Consider the following 19902-nt stretch of genomic DNA (forward strand, 5'->3'; position numbering starts at 1 on the left):
TAGTTCAACGATGTTAAGCGGATTTAGCGGCTAATTTACTCAGCACACGGCTAACGGCAACAAACGCAAACGTTCCCGTTACCATGGTAATGGCACCAAAACCAGATGCGCAATCCATTCGCATACTGCCCTCTGCATCTGCTTTAGTGTTGCACACGCTGCCATCAGCTTGAGGGTAGACTAAATGTTGGGTCGAAAATACTGCATCGACAGCAAAGCGTCGTTGAATATTTTTAGTGAAATTATAATCTTTGCGTAATATGTTACGTACTTTTGCCAATAATGGATCTTGTACTGTTTTAGCCAAGTCAGTCACTTGAATAAGAGTCGGATCGGTTTGTCCACCAGCACCACCTATGGTCACTAGGGGAATTTTATTGCGCTTACACCAAGCAATTAATCCCGCTTTAGGCTTTACAGCATCAATACAGTCAACCACATAATCAATATTGCCACCTTGTGAGGTCGGCTTAAAATGTTCAGCAAGATTGTCTAAGGTAATAAAATCTTCTATTTCATTAACCATACACTCAGGATTAATTTCGCCAATGCGCTTTGCCATAACCTCAACTTTTGATTGGCCAATAGTCGAGGTTAATGCATGTATTTGGCGATTAGTATTGGTAACACAAATATCATCTAAATCAATTAGTGTAATCTGCCCTATACCACTTCTCGCTAACGCTTCGGCAACCCATGTACCGACACCACCAATGCCAACCACCACAACATGCGCCTGCGAAAAAGTCGTTAGTGCTGCTTGACCGTATAAACGGCCGACACCAGCAAAACGATGAGTATAAGATTCTGACAACATTAGTTACGCCTTAATTAACGACTATTTTCGCGGCCAATTTTATATGATTTCTCCTCAAAGCTAAACGTTTGTCATGATTCACTTTAGATGAATTTGGTTAAGGAGAATTTTTGGCTTAATAAAAAGCACCGCATGCTCATATTCTTGGCTAGTAATTCAGCTCACTCGTTATGGCATATAGGGTAAAGTGATAAAATTAGTTTATTGCAGCTTAAATATCACACTAACTATTGGTTAAACTCATCAAGATAGGTTGACCCTTTAATAGTGTAACTATGATAAGAGCCATTTAACTCAGATAACATGACAAAGAGCCGTTTTATAACATTCTATTACCCGAGCAGAAGCAGCTTGAGCTAAATATATTTATCTGCCAAAAAGATTCCGATCACAACAAACATTAAATCATGCTTAATTTTTAACCTTATTAGACTAAAGATATAAAATTTAACATCGAATATTCACAACGATTAAATTAACATGAGCTAAAATACATTTCTGCAACTTTTTGTGGTTGTGCGCTAGCCTATTTCTAATCAAATAGGAACATCCCTAAAGAGGTAGATCTACGCCATAATGTTATTTAATTATACAAATGGTCGCAGTTATCACAGATTTATACACAAATTTTCAAGTAGGCCCTGTTTATTTGATCTAGGCCACACTATGAAGGTATCAAATCTGTAAAAATCTGCACCAGCTTGTTACAGAATTGAATCTGCAACAAAGTTCACTAACTAAAACCATGAAAAATGGAATATAGAACATAACGTTCTAGGGAGCATGAAAGATGAAAAAAACCTTAATCTCTGCATCGGTAGCATCTGTACTTACATTAGTTTCTTTCGCTACACTTGCTGAAGGCCCAAGTTTCTATGGTCGTTTAGATTTAGCAGTATCGAATTCTGATCAAGGTGCCACTACTCAAAACCGTAAAGAAGGCACAGTATTAGAAAACAACTTTTCTAACTTGGGTGTTAAAGGTAGCGAGAAATTTGCTAACGGTATCGAACTGTTATACCAAATGGAATTCCAAGTTGAAAATACTACTCAAACTGAAGGTAAGAATGGCAGTGACGAAGTTGTATTTAAAGCACGTAACACATTCTTAGGTTTAAAAAGTGACGCTGGTACTGTGTTAGTAGGCCGTAACGATACGGTATTTAAACAGTCTGAAGGTGGCATCGATTTATTCGGTAACTTTAACGCCGATATCGATCGTATGATTGGCGGCCAGTTACGTAAAGCTGACGGTCTTTGGTACTACTCACCTGTTATTGGTGGTTTAGTCACATTAAACGCGACTTATTTAATGGAAGACAACTACACAGATGATGCTGGTAAAGAATCATATGATGATCAATATGCATTAAGTGCAACTCTTGGTGATAAAGGTCTTAAAGCACACCCTTACTACGTAGCTGCAGCTTATAACACTATTGGTGGCATTGATGCTTACCGTGGTGTGGCACAAGTTAAGCTAGGTGAGTTCAAGCTTGGTGGTTTATACCAAAACACTGAAAGCCAAACATCTGATCAAGAAGGTGATTCTTTCTTCCTTAACGTATCTTACAACCTAAACGGCGTAAACTTAAAAGCTGAATACGGTCAAGATGAAGCTGGTTTTGGTAGCTACTACAAAAATATTAAAGAAGCGACTGGTACAGACGTAAACATCACTCAAATTACTGTGGGTGCTGACTACCGTATTTCTAAGTCAACGTTAGTTTATGGTCACTATGCTATGTATGAAGGCGACCATAAAGTTGGTACTGCTACAGTTGATTTAGAAGATGACAACATCTTCACTGTCGGTGCTCGTTACGACTTCTAATCATTATGATATAAGAGCTTCGGCTTAACAGTATAAATGATTAAAAATGCCAGTCTGTATAGACTGGCATTTTTGTATCTGTAATCCAATGCTGAACTCTAGCGCTTCAAATCTAATCGTGACATCCAGAACTTGAAATTACAGCGCTTGAAAATTACAGCTCTCGAAATTGACGTACTTAACAGCTACCGCCAATTAAGCGATCACTTGATTAAACACTTCAACATGATGTGATTCAACCAACTCAGGCATTACATTGTGGAAATAATGCTGAATAGCATCTTTAGCGCAATGTTGATCAAACGCAGCACGATCGACAAACTTTTCCACAAAGGCAACTTTGTTGTCGTTATCTACACTGATATTCAATTCATAACGAATACAGCCAAATTCACGACGAGTATCAGGGATCAAGCTTGCCAATACCGCCACTAACTCATCACGTTTTCCTGCTTTCGCCACAAATTGAGCGACACAAACAATTTGCTGGCTATTAATTACATAATCTGACATCATTTTTCCTTAATAAGACCTACCCGAATCCAGAGAAATAACGACTCAACTCAAAGTTGATTATGCTATCTCTGAACCCAACGCTATTCATACCAATTAGCTATTATAGATTAACAACATATCAAGATGCTCTATACCGTCTTCAAGGTATACATCTGAATTAACTACAAACCCATGTTGTTGATAAAATTGGCGTAAATAATCTTGCGCCCCAATCTGAATATTGTCATTTGCCCAATGCAGTTTTGCAATAGCAATGGCACCTTGCATTAATTGATTCGCCACTCCTTGGCCACGAGCCGATTTAGCAACGGCAACACGGCCAATACTGGCTTGAGGATAACTGACGTTTGGGGCTAATATGCGACTATATGCAAGGATCTCACCTTGGTCATTTAGCCCAAGTAAGTGTCTTGCTTGCGGGTGTTTATCTTTACCATCTAATTCAGGATAAGGACAATTTTGCTCAACCACAAATACATCTACACGCAATTGCATTAACCCATAAAGCTGCTCTAAAGACAGTTCAGTAAAACCAACATCTAGCCATGTTAATGTCATCTCTCACCTTAATTTATTGCTATCAATTAAGATAATACTAACATGATTAATGCATTTCATTAGGTTGATCTGTATCACTTTTCACCGCAGGTTTACGGATCAATAAAACCGCCACAACCGCAATAAATAGAAAACATGCCATAATAAAAAACACATCATTATAGGCTTGTATATATGCTTGTTGTGACATATTTTTAGCAAGTAAAGCATAGGCTTGTGAGTTAGCACTCACCGCATCAGAACCCGCAGTTTGCAATATCGAACTGGTATGCTGAATATAGTTGTAAGCTTGGGAGCTGACAGCCGGCAACGTTTCTTTAATATGGGCCAAATGAACTCGGGCTAAATTATCAGTTAAGGTTGCAACCAGCGCGATACCAAAAGCCCCACCTAAATTTCGCATCACATTGAGTACCGTCGATGCAGAGGCATTTTCATGTGCTTGAAGATGCATTGTCGCCAAAATACCAATAGGTACTAAAATAAACGGTTGCCCTAACGCCCGTACGATTTGCGAAGCAATCATCTGATCGCCTGCGAAATCAATGGTCATATGGCTATTCATATAATAGCTGGTCGCAAATAAAGCAAATCCAAGTGCTGCCAAATATCGCGGATCAAACTTCTGCATTAATTTAGGCACTAATGGCAGTACGAGTAACTGCGGGAAGCCCATCCACATAATGACTTCACCAATTTCTAACGGGGTATAATCATGAATTTGTGATAAATACAGCGGGATCATGTAGATCGCCCCAAACAACGCCATACCCAGTAAGAAATACGCCACAGTGGATAAAGCGAAATCTCGCTGCGCAAGCAGACGAATATTCACTAATGGCTGAGCTTTACGTAATTGGATCCAAATAAATAAACTGATATTAACCGCGGCAATAATGGCAAGATTACGAATAAGATCTGACCCAAACCAGTCTTTACGATTGCCCTCTTCTAACACGACTTCTAAACAGCCCATACCCAACGCCATGGTAACAATGCCAGAATAATCGGCGTCTTTTAACTTGTCCCAAATAATCGGTTTGCGCTCTAAACCATAAGCCAACATCGCCATCACTAATAAACCTGGCGGAACATTAATATAAAATAAATAGTGCCAGCTAAATTGTTCGGTTAACCAACCTCCTAATGTTGGCCCAATAGAAGGCGCAAATGTTGCGGTTACTCCAAACAGAGCCATACCCATGGCGCGTTTGTCGTCGGGTAAAAACTCAAGAATTAATCGAAAAGCTAACGGAATTAATGCCCCGCCAAAAAAACCCTGCAAGGCACGAAAAGCGATCATCGACTCAAGGTTCCAAGACATTGAGCACAATACAGAGGCAACGATAAAGGCAGCAGTAGTCCACAGTAAGTAACGACGAGTAGATAAACCAGTACTTAACCAACCAGATAAAGGAATGGCAATCATCTCGGCTACTAAATAAGCAGTGGCAATCCAGCTACTCTCTTCTAGCGTCGCCCCTAAACTGCCCTGAATCTCTTTCATCGACGCGTTGGTGATTTGAATATCCAAAATCGCCATAAAAGCACCGATTAAACCGCCAGCAACAGCAATCCAAGAACGTGTGCTACCGCGCTGATAACCGGTCGGTTTATCATCCACAGTACTTACAGGGCCGACTTGCGATGCATCTGCCTCAGTGGCTGACTGGTTCATATTAATGCCCTGCAGTCACAGATGTTGCTTGAACAGCAGATGCCTTAGCAAGCTCATGAGATTGAGTTGCTGACTCTGTATCAACTTCAACCAAGGCACTTAAGCCAGGTAAAATACGCCCAATTGCAGATGAGGGTTGATCATGTTCAAGACGAATACGCACCGGAATACGTTGAACAATTTTGGTAAAGTTACCCGTCGCATTCTCTGCGGGTAACAAGCTAAATTTAGAACCCGATGCAGGTGCTAAACTGTCGATAAATCCGCTAAACACATAATCAGGATAAGCATCTAAACTCACCTTAACGGCTTGTCCGGCTTGCATGTGCTCAATTTGAGTTTCTTTAAAGTTAGCCGTAATCCACACTTGTGCATCTGGCACTAGGCTAAACAATGCTTGTCCAGGTTGAACATACTGGCCCACCATTGCGCCACGCTTACCTATAATCCCTGAAAACGGTGCTGTAACACGTGTATCAACCAATTGAATATTGGCCAACTCGACACTGGCCATTGCCTGATCGACATCCGCTTGTACTTGTAATAATTGCGCGTTAAATACCGACAATTCACGCTGCTTAGCCACTAATGCAGCTTGCGCCTCATCTACATGAGCTGATGCTGAATCGAAACCAGCCTGAAGTTGGTCAACATCATTTTGTGAACTGTAATTACTGATTTTTAATTTCTGTGAACGCTTCAACTGTTGTTGAGCAATTAACTGCTCTGACTGTGAGGCCACAACGGTTGCCTTAGCTTGATTAATTAATGCTTGCTGTAAATCAACCTTTGCGGCCAAGGTTTGCAAGTTTGCTTGGGTACTCGCTAGCACAGCTTTGCTTTGAGCCAGCTTGGCAACAAACTGACTGTCTTCCAGTTGAGCCAGTAGTTCACCTTTGTTGACATGTTGATTATCAACCACAGCAGACTGCACAATGTAGCCGGGGACTTTTACACTGATATTTGAAATATCAGCCTCAACATACGCATTGTCCGTTGACTCGATATATCGAACTTGTGACCACCAATAAACGCCTGCAACAACTAACACAACGATAATACTTGACACTAACACTAACCGCTTATTGATAGACATATTTGACTCCTAATTTATTCTGCTCTAGTTTACTACTGTTTCCTTAAGTTTATTAGATAGTAAAAATTCAACCCACTGTTTCACAGGTGTAACAATATGGATCTCAACCGCGTTCAAATATTCTCGCAAGTAGTAGAACAAGGCAGTTTTACCGGTGCAGCCAAGGCGCTGGGGATAACCAAAGCCACTGTGAGTCGTAAAATCGCAGATCTAGAAGCAGATGCTGGTGTGCAATTACTGTTTCGCACCACAAGGTCATTGAAACTCACTGAAGCGGGTTCGAGCTATTACCATCGCATCAGTAAAATTTTGCAAGATTTACAAAACGCCGAAGATCTTCTCAGCGCGAGCCAGCAAGACATCAAAGGCAACTTAAAAGTGATTTGCCCTATCGAGCTAGGACAATTATTTTTAGGTCGTATCCTTGCCCGGTTTCTGGCGGCTTACCCCAATATCACCATTGATGCAGAACTGACTAACCGTAAAATTGATGTGATTGAAGAAGGGGTCGATTTTCTATTTCAAATTACTGAACAGCATGATCCCAAGCTGCAAAGCTACTCATTAGTCACTGCCAGCAGGCTGTTAATGGCAAGCCCAACTTACCTTAAGCGGCATGGCACACCACAAATACCGCAAGATTTAATGCTCCATACCGCAATTAAATTACAGTCGGCCCACATTAATGGTGGCTGGCGTATTTTTGATGGTAACCAATGGCTTGATCTCGATCCCCCTGCGCAGCTAAAAGTCAATAATGTCACCTTTGCCCGAGAAGCGGCAATTGAAGGCTTAGGCATTACTGCGGTACCGGTTTTTATTGCACAAGAAGCCATAGACAGTAAGCAACTGATACCGATACTAGAAGACTTTCCAATGATGCAAACCAAGGTCACCTTGAGCTTTCCACAGCGTGTGTATTTACCCCGAAAATACCGAGTGTTTGTAGAGTTTTTATATGCAGCTCTGTTTGAGCATTGGGGTGAAGGCGTGCTCGAAATTCCCGATTTTGTTCACCAAAGCAATCATAATTAAAGATGAGTTTTTAAGCACAAAATAATCTATAGAATAAATAGATATTTTTTACTGACTAGGTGCTAATATCAACTCAATCAGGTGATTAATTTAGATCATAGAGGTAAGTTTTCGCACATCATTAATTCGCAATATCAATGATAAGTTTGGTTCAGTAAATTGTTCAAAGGCTAAGTCAGTATTTAAGTGGCTGATTAATTTTGGTTCATTCGATACTAACAACACAAATTACCATTTATTAGTCACGTATTATGCGTGCTAGGAGTCATACAAATGAGCAAAGAACGTAATAATTCAAAAGAAGCGAAGAAAAAACCGGCATTATCTTTAAAAGAGAAACGAGCGGTTAAGCAATCGAAAAATTCACCTGAAAATTTTGCCAGTAAGATCAAATAATTTACACGTCGTTTAACGAGTAAATAGCTTGATGTAGACATACTGAGCACATAAAAATACCGAGCTAATTGCTCGGTATTTTTGTTTGGAGCCTATTTATTAGCACCCTACTTAACAGAATATTAATTAAAATCGCTCTAGCCACTTTATCCCAAACGACTCAACAGAAAATAAACCAACTGGCGAATGGTAAAAGCCTAGCGAAAATGTCGACTTTGGCAGATAAAATCAGCTCCGTTAAAACTTAAGATCGCGCTGCGCAACGGTATTACATTTAAATTAAAGACGATGAAAGGTGGAAAACGGTTAAATGTAACCCAAATGGCGGTATCATCGAAAGTTTACCGCGATTTGGAAAACATTAAGGCTTGCCGAAAAACTCAACGCTATTTTTACCTAGCACTAATGTTAACTAGCTCTAATGTTAACTAGCTCTAATGTTAACTAGCTCTAATGTTAACAGGGCCATCCGCAATATTTTACCCTGATAAAAAGCCAGTGACATCTATCACTGGCTTTCATATGCATTTAACTCGCTTTGATTAACCCATTTGGCTTAACTTATGAGCAACAGCCTTTCTCTTTATTGCCTTTTGGGATCATGTCCCACAAGACTTTGGCCATTAACACCGCCAGCACGATACCTGATATAGCTACTACACCTTGCGGTAATAAAGCATGCTCTTCGCCAATCTGCGGCATCACTTCAAAACCAAATGTATCCACTAAGTAATTAACCAGTACACCAAAAATTAACGCCACACCGATAACGCCACCTAAGTAACCATATAATGCACGCTTGCCTAACTCTTTAGTCACCACGCCTAAGGTTGCAATATTGGTTGCAGGGCCTGCCATCATAAATACCAGTACCGCGCCGGGTGACACCCCTGCTAATAGCAAGCCTGCAGCAATAGGCGTTGAAGCCGTAGCACAGATATACATTGGGATCGACACCAAAACCATCACTAACATCGCCAGAATGCCGTCGCCCCATTTGACTAAAAAGTCAGCTGGTACATAAGTCTGCACGATGGCGGCAAAAAATAACCCGACTAATAACCACAAGGTAGTGTCTTTCACTAAATCCGTTGCGGCATAATGCAAACCCGATAACACACGGCTGAATACACTGTTGTGCTTCAACTCTGTTGCCATATCTTGAGTCGATGCACAGCAGCTGGCTTCATCACTACTTTCACTTGTTGCTGGGTTTACTGTCGTTGCTGTGCAACAGCTTGTCGATATCGCTTCGACCTTTGGCTCAGCTTTGCTACTGCAGCAACTTGATGTAACGGTTGCTGCTGGTGTTTCATCTTTTATTACGTCATCTTTTGCTTTTGTGCTGCAACAGGCAGCAGGTGCAGACTCGGTTGGTTTATCCGCAGCTTTACTACCACAGCAACTGCTTTGCTTTACTTGCGAACGACTGCCACCGATTGATTGCGCAGCCGTCATCGGGCTCAATATCGACCCTGAATTAACTGATTCTGATTTAATCGCTGTCATTTTCACGCCAGCATTTTGCATAGTGCTAGTGGTTGTTTTACCTGTAGATGTAGTTTCAGAGCTAGCTTCTGCGCTGGCGTCTGAGCTAGCAGTTGATTTGGATCCACAGCATGATGATACCGGCTTGGCACTCGCTGATGAATCAGTGGCCGTTTTCGCTTTAGCAGATGTTGACGCAGGAATACCATCATCGTCATCACGGCCCACTAATAAACCCGCCACTATCGCGCTAGTAATCGCCGCTATCGGACGCACTATCGCCATAAAAGGCCCGAGTAATACATACGATACGGTAATTGAGTCAACGCCAGTTTCGGGTGTAGACACTAAAAAAGAGGTTGTTGCCGCTTTTGAGGCGCCAGCTCGACGTAAACCAACTGCTGCGGGGATAACACCACACGAACACAAAGGTAAAGGTGCACCTAATAATGCTGCCTTAACGACGGTTTTCATTCCATGGCCGCCAAGTTGCTTTTGCATCCATGCCATCGGCACAAATACTTTTAGCAACCCGGCCAGCACTAAGCCCAGTAACAACCACGGAGCAGATTCTAAAAATAAATGAAGAAAATTGGTCAATAACATACTTAATCCTTATGACCTGAATGAGCAAAATGATGATGTTCTTTTTTAGCAATAATGTGTTTGTCAGACGACTCTAACGCTTCGAGTATCGAGCAATGCTCGGCACTATCAGGGCCACCACAACAGGTATTCGATAAACTTTTTAGCGATGTTGCAAAGTGTTGTAACTCGGCGAGTTTGGCTTCGACTTGCTCAAGCTTGGTATCAACCAAACCTTTAACGTCTGCACAGGCACGATTGGACTTGTCCACTTCGATAGATAATAAATCGGCGATATCGTTAAGCGAGAAACCCACCGCTTTAGCGCGTAATATAAACTTGAGCCGTTCAGAGTCAGCTTGGTTGTATAACCGATACCCAGAATCAGAGCGACTTGAAGGTGATAACAAACCATGCTTTTCGTAAAACCGTAATGTGTCTGCTTTAATGTCATATAAAGCAGAAAGTTCGCCTATTCGATACATATGTTAACTCACCATCGTGATCTGAATTTTACCTGAGTATAAACCTTGGAGTTTAATCCAAGGTCAAGGGTTATTGGATGATTATTTTTGCGTACCTTTGTTCTTATTTCAATATTGTGAAATCACACAGAAAAAACACCCAATAGAAGCGGTTTACGATAAAATACGCCCGCCTGATCACAACACAGTAAGCCTCGACGGTGTTAAGCAATCTAAAAAACACTATGAGGGACTTTGGTAAAGCAGACTTTAATTGACTCTGTTTTACTAAAGCTCCTTAAAATCAAACTAGCGGACCTGTACCTACATGAATAATGTCAGACCAATTCGTCGCGCGCTATTAAGCGTATCAGATAAAACTGGAATCCTTGAGTTTGCACAAGCGCTGCATGCACAAGGTGTTGAACTCTTATCAACGGGCGGTACTGCAAAGTTACTTGCAGACAATAATATCCCGGTAATGGAAGTGTCTGACTACACGGGTCATCCAGAAATTATGGATGGTCGTGTTAAAACCCTACACCCAAAAATTCACGGTGGCATTCTAGCCCGTCGCGGTATTGACGAAATCGTCATGGAACAAAACGCCATTAAGCCTATCGACTTGGTTGCGGTTAACTTATACCCATTTGCTGAAACCGTTGCTAAACCAGGCTGCACCTTAGCGGACGCTGTTGAGAACATCGACATTGGCGGCCCAACCATGGTGCGTTCTACGGCTAAAAACCACAAAGACACAACAATAGTCGTTAACGCTAAAGATTACGGCCGCGTGATTGCAGAAATGCAAGCCAACAACGGCAGCACTACTTTAGAGACGCGTTTTGACTTAGCCATTGCCGCCTTTGAACATACCGCAGCGTATGACGGCATGATTGCTAACTACTTTGGTACTATGGTGCCAGCGCACAGTAACGACGAATGTCATGACGATTCAACGTTCCCACGTACTTTCAATAGTCAGTTTGTCAAAAAACAAGACTTACGTTACGGTGAAAACAGCCACCAAAAAGCGGCGTTTTATGTCGATACGCAAATTGATGAAGCTTCAGTTGCCAGTGCTATTCAGCTACAAGGTAAGGCTTTGTCTTACAACAATATCGCTGATACCGATTCAGCTCTTGAATGTGTAAAAGAATTCGAAGGCCCAGCCTGCGTTATCGTTAAGCACGCCAACCCTTGTGGTGTGGCATTAGGCGCTAACTTATTAGAAGCTTACGACCGCGCATTTAAAACCGACCCAACATCAGCCTTTGGTGGCATCATTGCCTTTAACCAAGAGTTAGATGCACAAACGGCGCAAGCCATTGTTGACCGTCAGTTTGTTGAAGTCATCATTGCCCCTAAAGTGAGTCAAGCCGCACGCGACATCATTGCTGCTAAAGCCAACGTGCGTTTATTAGAATGTGGTGAGTGGAATACTAAAACCACAACGCTTGATTACAAACGTGTTAATGGTGGCTTGTTAATACAAGACCGCGATCAAGGCATGGTGAACTTAGAAGACGTTAAAGTTGTGTCTAAGCGTCAACCAACTGCTGAACAGTTAAAAGACTTAATGTTCTGCTGGAAAGTGGCTAAGTTTGTTAAATCTAACGCCATTGTTTACGCCAAAGACGGCATGACAATCGGTGTCGGCGCTGGCCAAATGAGCCGTGTTTACTCAGCTAAAATAGCCGGAATTAAAGCGGCTGATGAAGGCCTAGTGGTTGAAAATTCAGTCATGGCATCTGACGCTTTCTTCCCATTCCGTGATGGTATCGACGCTGCTGCTGCAGCAGGTATTAGTTGTATCATTCAACCTGGTGGCTCAATTCGCGATGAAGAAATCATCGCCGCAGCAGACGAGCACGGTATGGCCATGGTATTTACTGGCATGCGTCACTTCCGCCACTAATAAACGCTAATATCAAATATGGGTATCGCTTATCACTCATGTTTTTGCTAAATACTTTTGCTAAATGCTTTTGCAAAAATAGATAACAAGCGATACTTTTTAAATTTTGTTTAAACGAATTAGAGCATAGCTATTTTTTCTGGTTCAATGAAAGCACGCGCAGCTTATAAGTAAGCATGCTTGAAGCAGAAATAGAGAACATAGCGCAGCTATAAAAGGATTAAAGATGCAGGTACTTATAATTGGTGGTGGCGGTCGTGAACATGCTCTAGCTTGGAAAGCGGCTCAATCAGCTCAAGTAACAAAAGTGTTTGTTGCACCCGGTAATGCTGGTACGTCTTTAGAACCTAAGTTAGAAAACGTGGCTATTGATGTTGAACAAATTGACGCACTTGTCACCTTTGCCAAAGATAACGCCATCGCAATTACCATCGTCGGCCCAGAAGTGCCATTATCACTGGGCGTAGTTGATGCTTTCAATGCTGCAGGCTTACCTATTTTTGGCCCAACTAAAGGCGCGGCACAGCTTGAATCTTCAAAAGCGTTCACCAAAGACTTTTTAGCGCGCCACAACATTCCTACTGCTGATTACTCAAACTTCACTGAGATTGCACCGGCTAAAGCTTATGCGGCAATATTAACCGCTAAAACGGGTTTCCCAGTCGTGATTAAAGCCGACGGTTTAGCAGCAGGTAAAGGTGTGATTATCGCAGCTAACCAAGTTGAAGCGGATGCCGCGATTGATGACATGCTCGCGGGTAATAAGTTTGGTGATGCCGGTTCACGCGTAGTGATTGAAGAGTTTTTAAAAGGTGAAGAAGCCAGTTTTATCGTAATGGTAGACGGCAAAAACATTCTTGCTATGGCCACCAGCCAAGACCATAAAGCTCGCGACAATGCAGACCAAGGCCCTAACACTGGCGGCATGGGTGCGTACTCACCAGCTCCTGTGGTAACACAAGCTGTACACGATTGGACTATCGCTAATGTTATTCGCCCAACAGTTGATGGCATGACAGCTGAAGGTAATGTTTACACCGGCTTTTTATATGCCGGGTTAATGATTGCACCAGATGGCAGCGCCAAAGTACTTGAATACAATTGCCGCTTTGGCGACCCAGAAACCCAGCCTATTATGATGCGTTTGCAATCAGATATCGTTGAACTTTGTTTAGCCGCAACTCGTGGAGAATTAGACAAAGTCACAGCAGAGTTTGACTCACGTGCAGCAGTAGGTGTTGTCATGGCAGCTGGCGGTTATCCAGATGCTTACAATAAAGGCGATGTGATTGACGGCCTAACCCTTGGCGACACTAACGGTAAAGTGTTCCATGCAGGAACAAGTATGAAAGATGGCCATGTGGTGACTAACGGCGGCCGCGTATTATGCGCTACTGCTCTGGGCAACACAGTAACCGAAGCCCAGCAAGCCGCTTACGATTTAGTGGATGCCATTCATTGGGATGACGTGTACTTCCGTACTGATATAGCTTACCGCGCCATTGCTCGTGAACAAGCTAAAACCTAATAGTAGATTTGGTTTAGCTTGTTAGAAAATCCCTTTGATGGCAACAACATCACAGGGATTTTTTATATCCGCTTGTAACGCAAAAGATTAATTACTGTTTACATTATCCATAACCCGCAACTTTTATGATTTAGATCACAAAAATGCCCCTACTCAAGGCGCAAGCTAGTAACTGAAAAGGAGTGTGATTACCTTGGCTGTTATTCAAACTCCTGAACTTTAGATAACGTACTCGTAATGATTATTGGAGGATAAAATGAAAGTTAATACTAGCGACCTGATTTATCAAGGTGAAAAAGCCGGAGTGCATAATTGGGACACCTTCTCGGGCACCTCTTTCTATTGGCATCCAGATTGGTTACATATTGCAGAAGATATGACAGGCCATAAAGCCCTAGAAAAAATTGATATTCCTCAAGGTGAAGCCACTAAAGCTGATGCCGAAAAGGCCATCTTAAAACATTTAAATAAATAACTGGCTTAATATTGTCATTAATAGCCATAAATTGCGTCCAAAGAACGATCAAATCTGCACGTTTTCATGAGGATACTTCTGGTCCCACCAGATATCCTCAGCGGCTATTTATTCACATTAACCGACCTATTTGACATATATAACCACGCAAAGTAATTAACCAAGCATACGATTGAAAAGCTGCAACAATTTCCCTATCAATAAATGATTACTCAAGCCTAACAATGTTCGACTTAACAGGCATTTTTATGTCAGGATGTGCTTCTGTTACAAATAAGTTACTAACTTATTATGATAACACTTAGCCAACTCACACGAATGAGATATTGGTCAAAAATAATAACAACAAAGGAAGTAGTATGTCTCAATCGGCGTCGTTCAAACCGTCTTCATCGGAGCACAAGCAACCCAGCTTACTTGATGCACTTATCCCCGTTTTTGCCCTTATTCTTATGCTCGCGGCAGCAGTTTATCTGTTTTCTTCAGACAGTTCATCAGGCGCCAATCAAATCGCATTAGTGTTAGCAGCATGTATTGCGATGATAATCGGTTATAAAAATGGTTATAGCTGGAATCAAATGGAACGAGGTATCGTCAAAAGTATTGGAGTGGCGACCGGTGCTTTATTAATTCTATTCAGCGTAGGTTCGCTCATTGGTACGTGGATTTTAGCCGGTACAGTTCCGACGATGATTTATTATGGTATGCAAATCCTTAACCCAGACTACTTTTATACTGCCTGCTGTTTATTGTGTGCGGTGGTTGCACTGAGTATTGGTAGCTCGTGGACCGTTGCAGGTACCTTAGGTATTGCCTTAGTCGGTATTTCGTCTGCTATGGGACTAGACGTTAACATTACTGCTGGCGCTATTATCAGTGGCGCCTATTTTGGCGACAAAATGTCGCCAATGTCTGACACCACAAACCTTGCACCTGCTGTTGCGGGAACGGACATTTTTAGCCATATCCGCCACATGACCTGGACCACTGTGCCGAGCATTATCATTGCCCTTATTGGCTTTACTTTTTTAGGCCTTACAGCAGATGTCGTACCAATTGAAAATCAACTCGTAGATACATTGGCTTTATTGGATAAAACCTACAGCCCAGGAATACATTTATTGATCCCGTTATTAGTGGTGTTGTATTTAGCTAACCGCAAAATGCCAGCGTTTCCAACGGTCATATTAGGTACGTTAGCTGGCGCGGTATGCGCTGCATTATTTCAGTTTGATAACGTGATTGCCTTTGTACACGACGACACATTATTGCCAATGGTCGCGTTAGTGAAAGGTTTATGGATAGCCATGTTTGACGGCTATGTCGCTAACACGGGCGATGAGGTATTAGATAATCTATTGAGTCGTGGTGGCATGAGCAGCATGGTAACAACGGTTTGGCTTATTCTGTGTGCGATGGCATTTGGCGGCGTGATGGAAGTCACCGGATTATTAAATCGTATTTTAGAAAGTATTCTTACCGTCGTCACTGGCACGGCCAGCTTGATTATTACTACTCTTGGTGTGTGTATTGGCGCTAACATCATTACTGCCGATCAATATATTGCCATTGTACTGCCTGGCAGAATGTTAAAGGTGGAATACACTCGCCGTAAGTTGGCCGCAGTTAATTTAAGCCGCACGTTAGAAGACTCAGCAACAGTAACCAGCCCGCTAGTGCCTTGGAATACCTGTGGTGCCTTTATGGCCAGTACACTTGGGGTAGCCACTATCGCTTACCTGCCTTATGCCTTCTTTAACTTAGTTTGTCCGTTTATCAGTGCATCTTATGCTTATTTCAATTTCAAAATTGAACCATTAGACGAAACTAAAATAAGCACTGGCGAAGTCGTTGGTTAATTAACAAGCCGTCTATTAACCTAGAAATGGGCGGTTAACCAAAGCGATCTTTCAACCAACCATAATGATAATAACCCCATTGCCCAAGCCGTCTTGCTTGGGTAAAGGGGAATTTAGGTAAAGGTTGTTGATACAAAGGTAAATTGGGTAATGTTTCTCCGGCAATACTTTGCGCTAATCGATATGCAGCCTGGCTACTAAACGACACTCCCGCACCACAATATCCTAAGCTATACCCTACGCCACCTTTGCAATATACATGGGGCATATCATCCATTGCAGCAGCAATCCATCCGGTCCAATTATAAGCAATAGCTTTACTGGTTAAACTTGGAAAGCACTTATTTAACGCCATTTTTAAACGCTCACCATAAACGGGATTCGCAGCATCTTTGCCCCACACCGCACCACGGCCACCAAACAACAATCGATTATCGGGTAATAAACGGTAATAGTATTTTAAAATACGGGTATCCATGGTCACTTGATGAGTATGCAAACCCGCCTCTGCAAGCTCTTGCGCGGTAAGCGGTTCGGTGACAATCACATTGCTTAATATCGGCAAAAATTTATCGTCTATGCGCTGGTTAAACCGTTTAGGCGTATAAGCATTACCCGCCATAATCACTTTGTTGGCAATCAGTTCGCCTTTATCGGTAATTAAACGATGTTTACCACCCTCTTCAATCCAATCTAATACGCAAGATTGCTCAGAAATAGTCACGCCTTGAGCTTGCACCATGTCCTTATAACCTAATAACAATTTAAGCGGATTAAGACCAAAACCGTCTTTTAAACGCAGCGCACCAAAAGCTTGATGATGATCTAAATACTGGGATCGAAAATCTTGGCTTGAAATAAACTCGGCGCCCGAGTCTTGGCTACTGGCTAAGTGTTGTTGAATATAATTAGCGGCATTTTGCAGCGTGACTAAGGCTTTAGGATTATGCGCCACCTTCAAGTAACCCGCTTCTTGCGGTTCACAGGCGATATGATGTTGTTTAATTAACCCATCGACTCTAGCCACGGCTTGGGTAAATTCATCGTATATGCCCTTGGTCGTTGCTAAGTCCCAACGCTCAGTCATGGCGGCGTACCCTAAACGCCCCGATCCTTTTAACACAAACCCAGCATTGCGCGCACTCGCCCCAAAACCGACTTGATTGGCCTCTAACACATGGCAATCTATATTGAATTCGGTTGCCAAATAATAGGCTGTTAATAAGCCTGTGTAGCCACCACCCACAATAGCCACATCGGTTTGTTGGCGGCCAGACAATGCAGCAGTTGGTGCGGGTAAGGCTTGAGTGCTTGCCCAATAGCTAGGGGCAAACGTTTGATTATTAGGATGCGAGTTAATCAGCGGATCGTACATATTGGTCTTCTTTTTTTATTATTGATTTAGAGAGCAGACATTAAAATAACAACAGCATTTCACAGGCAACACAGTGGCAATCTTCACCGCATAATACGCAAATATAATCATCACCCATATAACGTTGATGCCAGCGCTGCGGATGCTGTTTAATTAACTTACCACCCGCCTTAGTAAAATATCGCACAGCAGCATTATTAGGGCTTTGCTGCCATAAATGACTTACCCCCGCCTTAGCCCCTTGTGCCATTACTGCAGCCTTAGAGGCCGCTAATAACTTGCCACCAAGCCCTTGTCCTCGGCCAGATTCAGCAATAGTGTTTGATTTGAAATAACACACATCGTTAAAATCAACGCCCCACTGATCAACCGTGCACCATTGATCATGCGGCCATTGTCCCGCGGCATACGTTAACCGAAAACCTATAAGTTGATCATTTTCAAGCGCGACAAAATTGGCATTAATGCCATTTTTAATGCCTTTGTGATAAATCGCTGTCAGTTCAGCGATATCCATATAACCACTGCCGTGGACTATTTCACCTAGGGTTATCACTGCATCAAAGTCAGCGGGAGTAAGTTGTCTAATCATTATTAACCTATTTTTTTCACACCTTAATTCAACTTGAGGTGAGCTCTTATTGTTGGTTTTAGCACACCATATCACACGTCATTATCGGTAAGTTAACGATGTTAATCTTTTGTGATAATTTGGCGATAAGTAGGTGAGATCCATTGTTCATACTGGCTGCAATTAAACAAAAGGAGCTCGGTTATGAAACGTACACTAGTGACTGCAAGTCTTATGGCTGCTGGATTATTTAGCCTGCCAACCTTGGCTGCTGATATTGAAGTTAGCCTGACCAATTTAACTCACGGAAATCACTTCACCCCTATTTTGATCGCAGCCCACGACGCTGACAGCCACCTGTTTCAAGTCGGCACCGAAGCATCGGCAGCGTTACAAAAAATGGCTGAAGGTGGCGACATAGCCGACTTAGATGCTGCGGTAACCGGCAATGCAGGCGTAACATCAGCAAATCCTGCAACGGGGTTACTTGCCGCAGGTGCTAATGTTAGTGGCGTAATGCTTGATACTGGCGACAACACCCATTTATCTATTGTAGCCATGGTGTTACCCACTAACGATGCTTTTATGGGGCTAGATGGTTGGGAAATCCCTACCGAAGCGGGCACTTACACTATGTACGTCAATGCTTATGATGCTGGCACAGAAGCCAATGATGAAATCATCAATGGCGGTGGCATGTCAGGCGTACCGGGTATTCCCGCAGCCCCTGGTGGTGACGGCGGAGCCAATGGCACAGGCGTGATGGATAACTCTGACAATAGCAATGTACATACTCACCCTGGCGTTTTAGGTGACATGGACCCAGCTGGTGGCATGAGTGATTTAGACAGTCGCGTTCATCGCTGGTTGAACCCTGTAGCCAAAGTTGTGGTGACAGTAAAATAAGGAGGTAGCCCATGAAACGCACTGACTTTACACTTAAGCCCAGCTTAATCGCCATGCTGGCAGCTGCAACCCTGCTTACTGCCTGTGGCGATGACAACGATGATGATACTGCTGTTGTTGTCACCCCGCCTGCGCCAGTGATGCAAACCTTCACGGTGACCGTAACTAACCTGACGGCTAACCAGCCAATGTCGCCGGTTATCTTAGCCTCTCATGCTAGTGATGCCATGTTATGGAACGCCGGTGAAATGGCCAGCGAAGCACTCGAGAAAATGGCTGAAGGTGGTGATACTGCCGATATAGCCGCACTAAGCGTGATCAATAGCAGTGTTAATGGCACAGGCTTATTAATGCCTGGGATGTCAGAAACGCTCACCTTAACCTTAGATGAAGCCGATGTAGCGAGCATTAGTTTAGCCACCATGTTGGTTAACACTAACGATGCCTTTACCGGTATTAACAGTTACACCATTGCCGGTATGGAAGTGGATGCAACAACCGCGATGAAGTTTATGGCTTATGACGCAGGCACTGAAGCTAACAGCGAAGCCAAAGGCACTATGCCAGGACCCGCTGATGGCGGCGAAGGGTTTAACGCCAGCCGTGATGATGTCGACTTTGTGCATATTCATCCTGGTGTTATTTCAATGTACGACGGCTTAGCCGATTCGGTACTGGGTGCATCGCATCGTTTTGATAACCCGGTGTTAGCTGTCACTATTATGCGTACTGAATAATCTTAATCGGTCGTATCGACTGAATGAATTTCAACCACATTGAAATTTATTCTCCTCAAAGCGGGT

General features: G+C 42.7%; 18 protein-coding genes. 9 read left to right on the forward strand and 9 right to left on the reverse strand.

From position 1 onward, the window contains the following. Positions 1-13 precede the first annotated feature (13 nt). A complete protein-coding gene (gene tcdA, locus H5181_RS05800; RefSeq protein ID WP_011635992.1) occupies positions 14-817 on the reverse strand; it encodes a tRNA cyclic N6-threonylcarbamoyladenosine(37) synthase TcdA in 804 nt (267 codons plus the stop codon). 790 nt (positions 818-1607) lie between these two features. Between tcdA and H5181_RS05805 the strand changes: the two genes are divergently transcribed. Continuing rightward, positions 1608-2651, forward strand: coding sequence for a porin (locus H5181_RS05805; RefSeq protein WP_011635991.1), 1044 nt, complete (start codon positions 1608-1610; stop codon positions 2649-2651). A gap of 195 nt (positions 2652-2846) precedes the next feature. On the opposite strand, the gene H5181_RS05810 is transcribed toward H5181_RS05805, so the two are convergent. The 4 genes from H5181_RS05810 to H5181_RS05825 form a co-directional block, all read right to left on the reverse strand. Then, on the reverse strand, positions 2847-3164 hold the full coding sequence (locus H5181_RS05810; RefSeq protein ID WP_182750483.1) for a putative quinol monooxygenase: 318 nt from the start codon (positions 3162-3164) through the stop codon (positions 2847-2849). 96 nt (positions 3165-3260) lie between these two features. Further along, positions 3261-3725 carry a GNAT family N-acetyltransferase gene (locus tag H5181_RS05815; protein ID WP_182750484.1) on the reverse strand — a complete coding sequence of 155 codons (465 nt, stop codon included), beginning with the start codon at positions 3723-3725 and terminating at the stop codon, positions 3261-3263. A 46-nt stretch (positions 3726-3771) separates the two neighbouring features. Further along, positions 3772-5403, reverse strand: coding sequence for a DHA2 family efflux MFS transporter permease subunit (locus tag H5181_RS05820; protein ID WP_182750485.1), 1632 nt, complete (start codon positions 5401-5403; stop codon positions 3772-3774). A gap of 1 nt (position 5404) precedes the next feature. After that, the gene (locus tag H5181_RS05825; protein ID WP_182750486.1) at positions 5405-6499 is read right to left on the reverse strand and encodes an HlyD family secretion protein; all 1095 of its coding nucleotides are present in this window, start codon (positions 6497-6499) and stop codon (positions 5405-5407) included. A gap of 96 nt (positions 6500-6595) precedes the next feature. Here H5181_RS05825 and H5181_RS05830 point away from each other — a divergent pair, with 96 nt between their 5' ends. Then, a complete protein-coding gene (locus H5181_RS05830) occupies positions 6596-7534 on the forward strand; it encodes a LysR family transcriptional regulator (RefSeq protein ID WP_011635986.1) in 939 nt (312 codons plus the stop codon). Positions 7535-7807: 273 nt separating this feature from the next. Beyond that, positions 7808-7930 (forward strand): hypothetical protein, encoded by a 123-nt coding sequence (locus H5181_RS20685; RefSeq protein WP_011635985.1) that lies wholly within the window; start codon positions 7808-7810, stop codon positions 7928-7930. 561 nt (positions 7931-8491) lie between these two features. Here H5181_RS20685 and H5181_RS05835 read toward each other — a convergent pair. Together H5181_RS05835 and zntR are read right to left on the reverse strand one after the other, a co-directional pair. After that, positions 8492-10024: an SO_0444 family Cu/Zn efflux transporter gene (locus H5181_RS05835; protein ID WP_182750487.1), complete on the reverse strand. Its 1533-nt coding sequence runs from the start codon at positions 10022-10024 to the stop codon at positions 8492-8494. A gap of 2 nt (positions 10025-10026) precedes the next feature. Beyond that, a complete protein-coding gene (zntR, locus tag H5181_RS05840; protein WP_101086235.1) occupies positions 10027-10488 on the reverse strand; it encodes a Zn(2+)-responsive transcriptional regulator in 462 nt (153 codons plus the stop codon). Positions 10489-10795: 307 nt separating this feature from the next. On the opposite strand from zntR, the gene purH reads away from it, so the two are divergent. From purH to nhaC, 4 genes are all read left to right on the forward strand, one after another. Beyond that, positions 10796-12385, forward strand: a complete 1590-nt coding sequence (purH, locus tag H5181_RS05845) for a bifunctional phosphoribosylaminoimidazolecarboxamide formyltransferase/IMP cyclohydrolase (RefSeq protein WP_123778053.1) — start codon at positions 10796-10798, stop codon at positions 12383-12385. Between the two features lie 226 nt (positions 12386-12611). Continuing rightward, entirely contained in the window at positions 12612-13913 is a 1302-nt protein-coding gene (gene purD / locus H5181_RS05850; RefSeq protein WP_011635981.1) for a phosphoribosylamine--glycine ligase, read from the forward strand. Positions 13914-14169: 256 nt separating this feature from the next. Continuing rightward, on the forward strand, positions 14170-14388 hold the full coding sequence (locus tag H5181_RS05855) for a hypothetical protein (RefSeq protein WP_011635980.1): 219 nt from the start codon (positions 14170-14172) through the stop codon (positions 14386-14388). A 359-nt stretch (positions 14389-14747) separates the two neighbouring features. Then, positions 14748-16247, forward strand: a complete 1500-nt coding sequence (nhaC, locus tag H5181_RS05860) for a Na+/H+ antiporter NhaC (RefSeq protein ID WP_011635979.1) — start codon at positions 14748-14750, stop codon at positions 16245-16247. A gap of 34 nt (positions 16248-16281) precedes the next feature. Here the strand turns inward: nhaC and H5181_RS05865 are convergent, their stop codons facing one another. Both H5181_RS05865 and H5181_RS05870 read right to left on the reverse strand, forming a co-directional pair. Next, positions 16282-17622, reverse strand: coding sequence for an FAD-binding oxidoreductase (locus tag H5181_RS05865; protein WP_182750488.1), 1341 nt, complete (start codon positions 17620-17622; stop codon positions 16282-16284). 40 nt (positions 17623-17662) lie between these two features. Continuing rightward, positions 17663-18214 carry a GNAT family N-acetyltransferase gene (locus H5181_RS05870; RefSeq protein WP_182750489.1) on the reverse strand — a complete coding sequence of 184 codons (552 nt, stop codon included), beginning with the start codon at positions 18212-18214 and terminating at the stop codon, positions 17663-17665. Between the two features lie 183 nt (positions 18215-18397). On the opposite strand from H5181_RS05870, the gene H5181_RS05875 reads away from it, so the two are divergent. Beyond that, the gene (locus H5181_RS05875) at positions 18398-19099 is read left to right on the forward strand and encodes a spondin domain-containing protein (protein WP_182750490.1); all 702 of its coding nucleotides are present in this window, start codon (positions 18398-18400) and stop codon (positions 19097-19099) included. Between the two features lie 11 nt (positions 19100-19110). Further along, positions 19111-19836, forward strand: coding sequence for a spondin domain-containing protein (locus H5181_RS05880; RefSeq protein ID WP_182750491.1), 726 nt, complete (start codon positions 19111-19113; stop codon positions 19834-19836). Positions 19837-19902 lie beyond the last annotated feature (66 nt).

This window comes from Shewanella sp. SG44-2 (genome assembly GCF_014164215.1).
Classification (GTDB): domain Bacteria; phylum Pseudomonadota; class Gammaproteobacteria; order Enterobacterales; family Shewanellaceae; genus Shewanella; species Shewanella frigidimarina.

What these genes read in the sequence shown, in the direction of transcription:
- tcdA (WP_011635992.1), bottom strand. Translation starts at nt 817, where the DNA reads ATGTTGTCAGAATCTTATACTCATCGTTTTGCTGGTGTCGGCCGTTTA.
- H5181_RS05805 (WP_011635991.1), top strand. Translation starts at nt 1,608, where the DNA reads ATGAAAAAAACCTTAATCTCTGCATCGGTAGCATCTGTACTTACATTA.
- H5181_RS05810 (WP_182750483.1), bottom strand. Translation starts at nt 3,164, where the DNA reads ATGTCAGATTATGTAATTAATAGCCAGCAAATTGTTTGTGTCGCTCAA.
- H5181_RS05815 (WP_182750484.1), bottom strand. Translation starts at nt 3,725, where the DNA reads ATGACATTAACATGGCTAGATGTTGGTTTTACTGAACTGTCTTTAGAG.
- H5181_RS05820 (WP_182750485.1), bottom strand. Translation starts at nt 5,403, where the DNA reads ATGAACCAGTCAGCCACTGAGGCAGATGCATCGCAAGTCGGCCCTGTA.
- H5181_RS05825 (WP_182750486.1), bottom strand. Translation starts at nt 6,499, where the DNA reads ATGTCTATCAATAAGCGGTTAGTGTTAGTGTCAAGTATTATCGTTGTG.
- H5181_RS05830 (WP_011635986.1), top strand. Translation starts at nt 6,596, where the DNA reads ATGGATCTCAACCGCGTTCAAATATTCTCGCAAGTAGTAGAACAAGGC.
- H5181_RS20685 (WP_011635985.1), top strand. Translation starts at nt 7,808, where the DNA reads ATGAGCAAAGAACGTAATAATTCAAAAGAAGCGAAGAAAAAACCGGCA.
- H5181_RS05835 (WP_182750487.1), bottom strand. Translation starts at nt 10,024, where the DNA reads ATGTTATTGACCAATTTTCTTCATTTATTTTTAGAATCTGCTCCGTGG.
- zntR (WP_101086235.1), bottom strand. Translation starts at nt 10,488, where the DNA reads ATGTATCGAATAGGCGAACTTTCTGCTTTATATGACATTAAAGCAGAC.
- purH (WP_123778053.1), top strand. Translation starts at nt 10,796, where the DNA reads ATGAATAATGTCAGACCAATTCGTCGCGCGCTATTAAGCGTATCAGAT.
- purD (WP_011635981.1), top strand. Translation starts at nt 12,612, where the DNA reads ATGCAGGTACTTATAATTGGTGGTGGCGGTCGTGAACATGCTCTAGCT.
- H5181_RS05855 (WP_011635980.1), top strand. Translation starts at nt 14,170, where the DNA reads ATGAAAGTTAATACTAGCGACCTGATTTATCAAGGTGAAAAAGCCGGA.
- nhaC (WP_011635979.1), top strand. Translation starts at nt 14,748, where the DNA reads ATGTCTCAATCGGCGTCGTTCAAACCGTCTTCATCGGAGCACAAGCAA.
- H5181_RS05865 (WP_182750488.1), bottom strand. Translation starts at nt 17,622, where the DNA reads ATGTACGATCCGCTGATTAACTCGCATCCTAATAATCAAACGTTTGCC.
- H5181_RS05870 (WP_182750489.1), bottom strand. Translation starts at nt 18,214, where the DNA reads ATGATTAGACAACTTACTCCCGCTGACTTTGATGCAGTGATAACCCTA.
- H5181_RS05875 (WP_182750490.1), top strand. Translation starts at nt 18,398, where the DNA reads ATGAAACGTACACTAGTGACTGCAAGTCTTATGGCTGCTGGATTATTT.
- H5181_RS05880 (WP_182750491.1), top strand. Translation starts at nt 19,111, where the DNA reads ATGAAACGCACTGACTTTACACTTAAGCCCAGCTTAATCGCCATGCTG.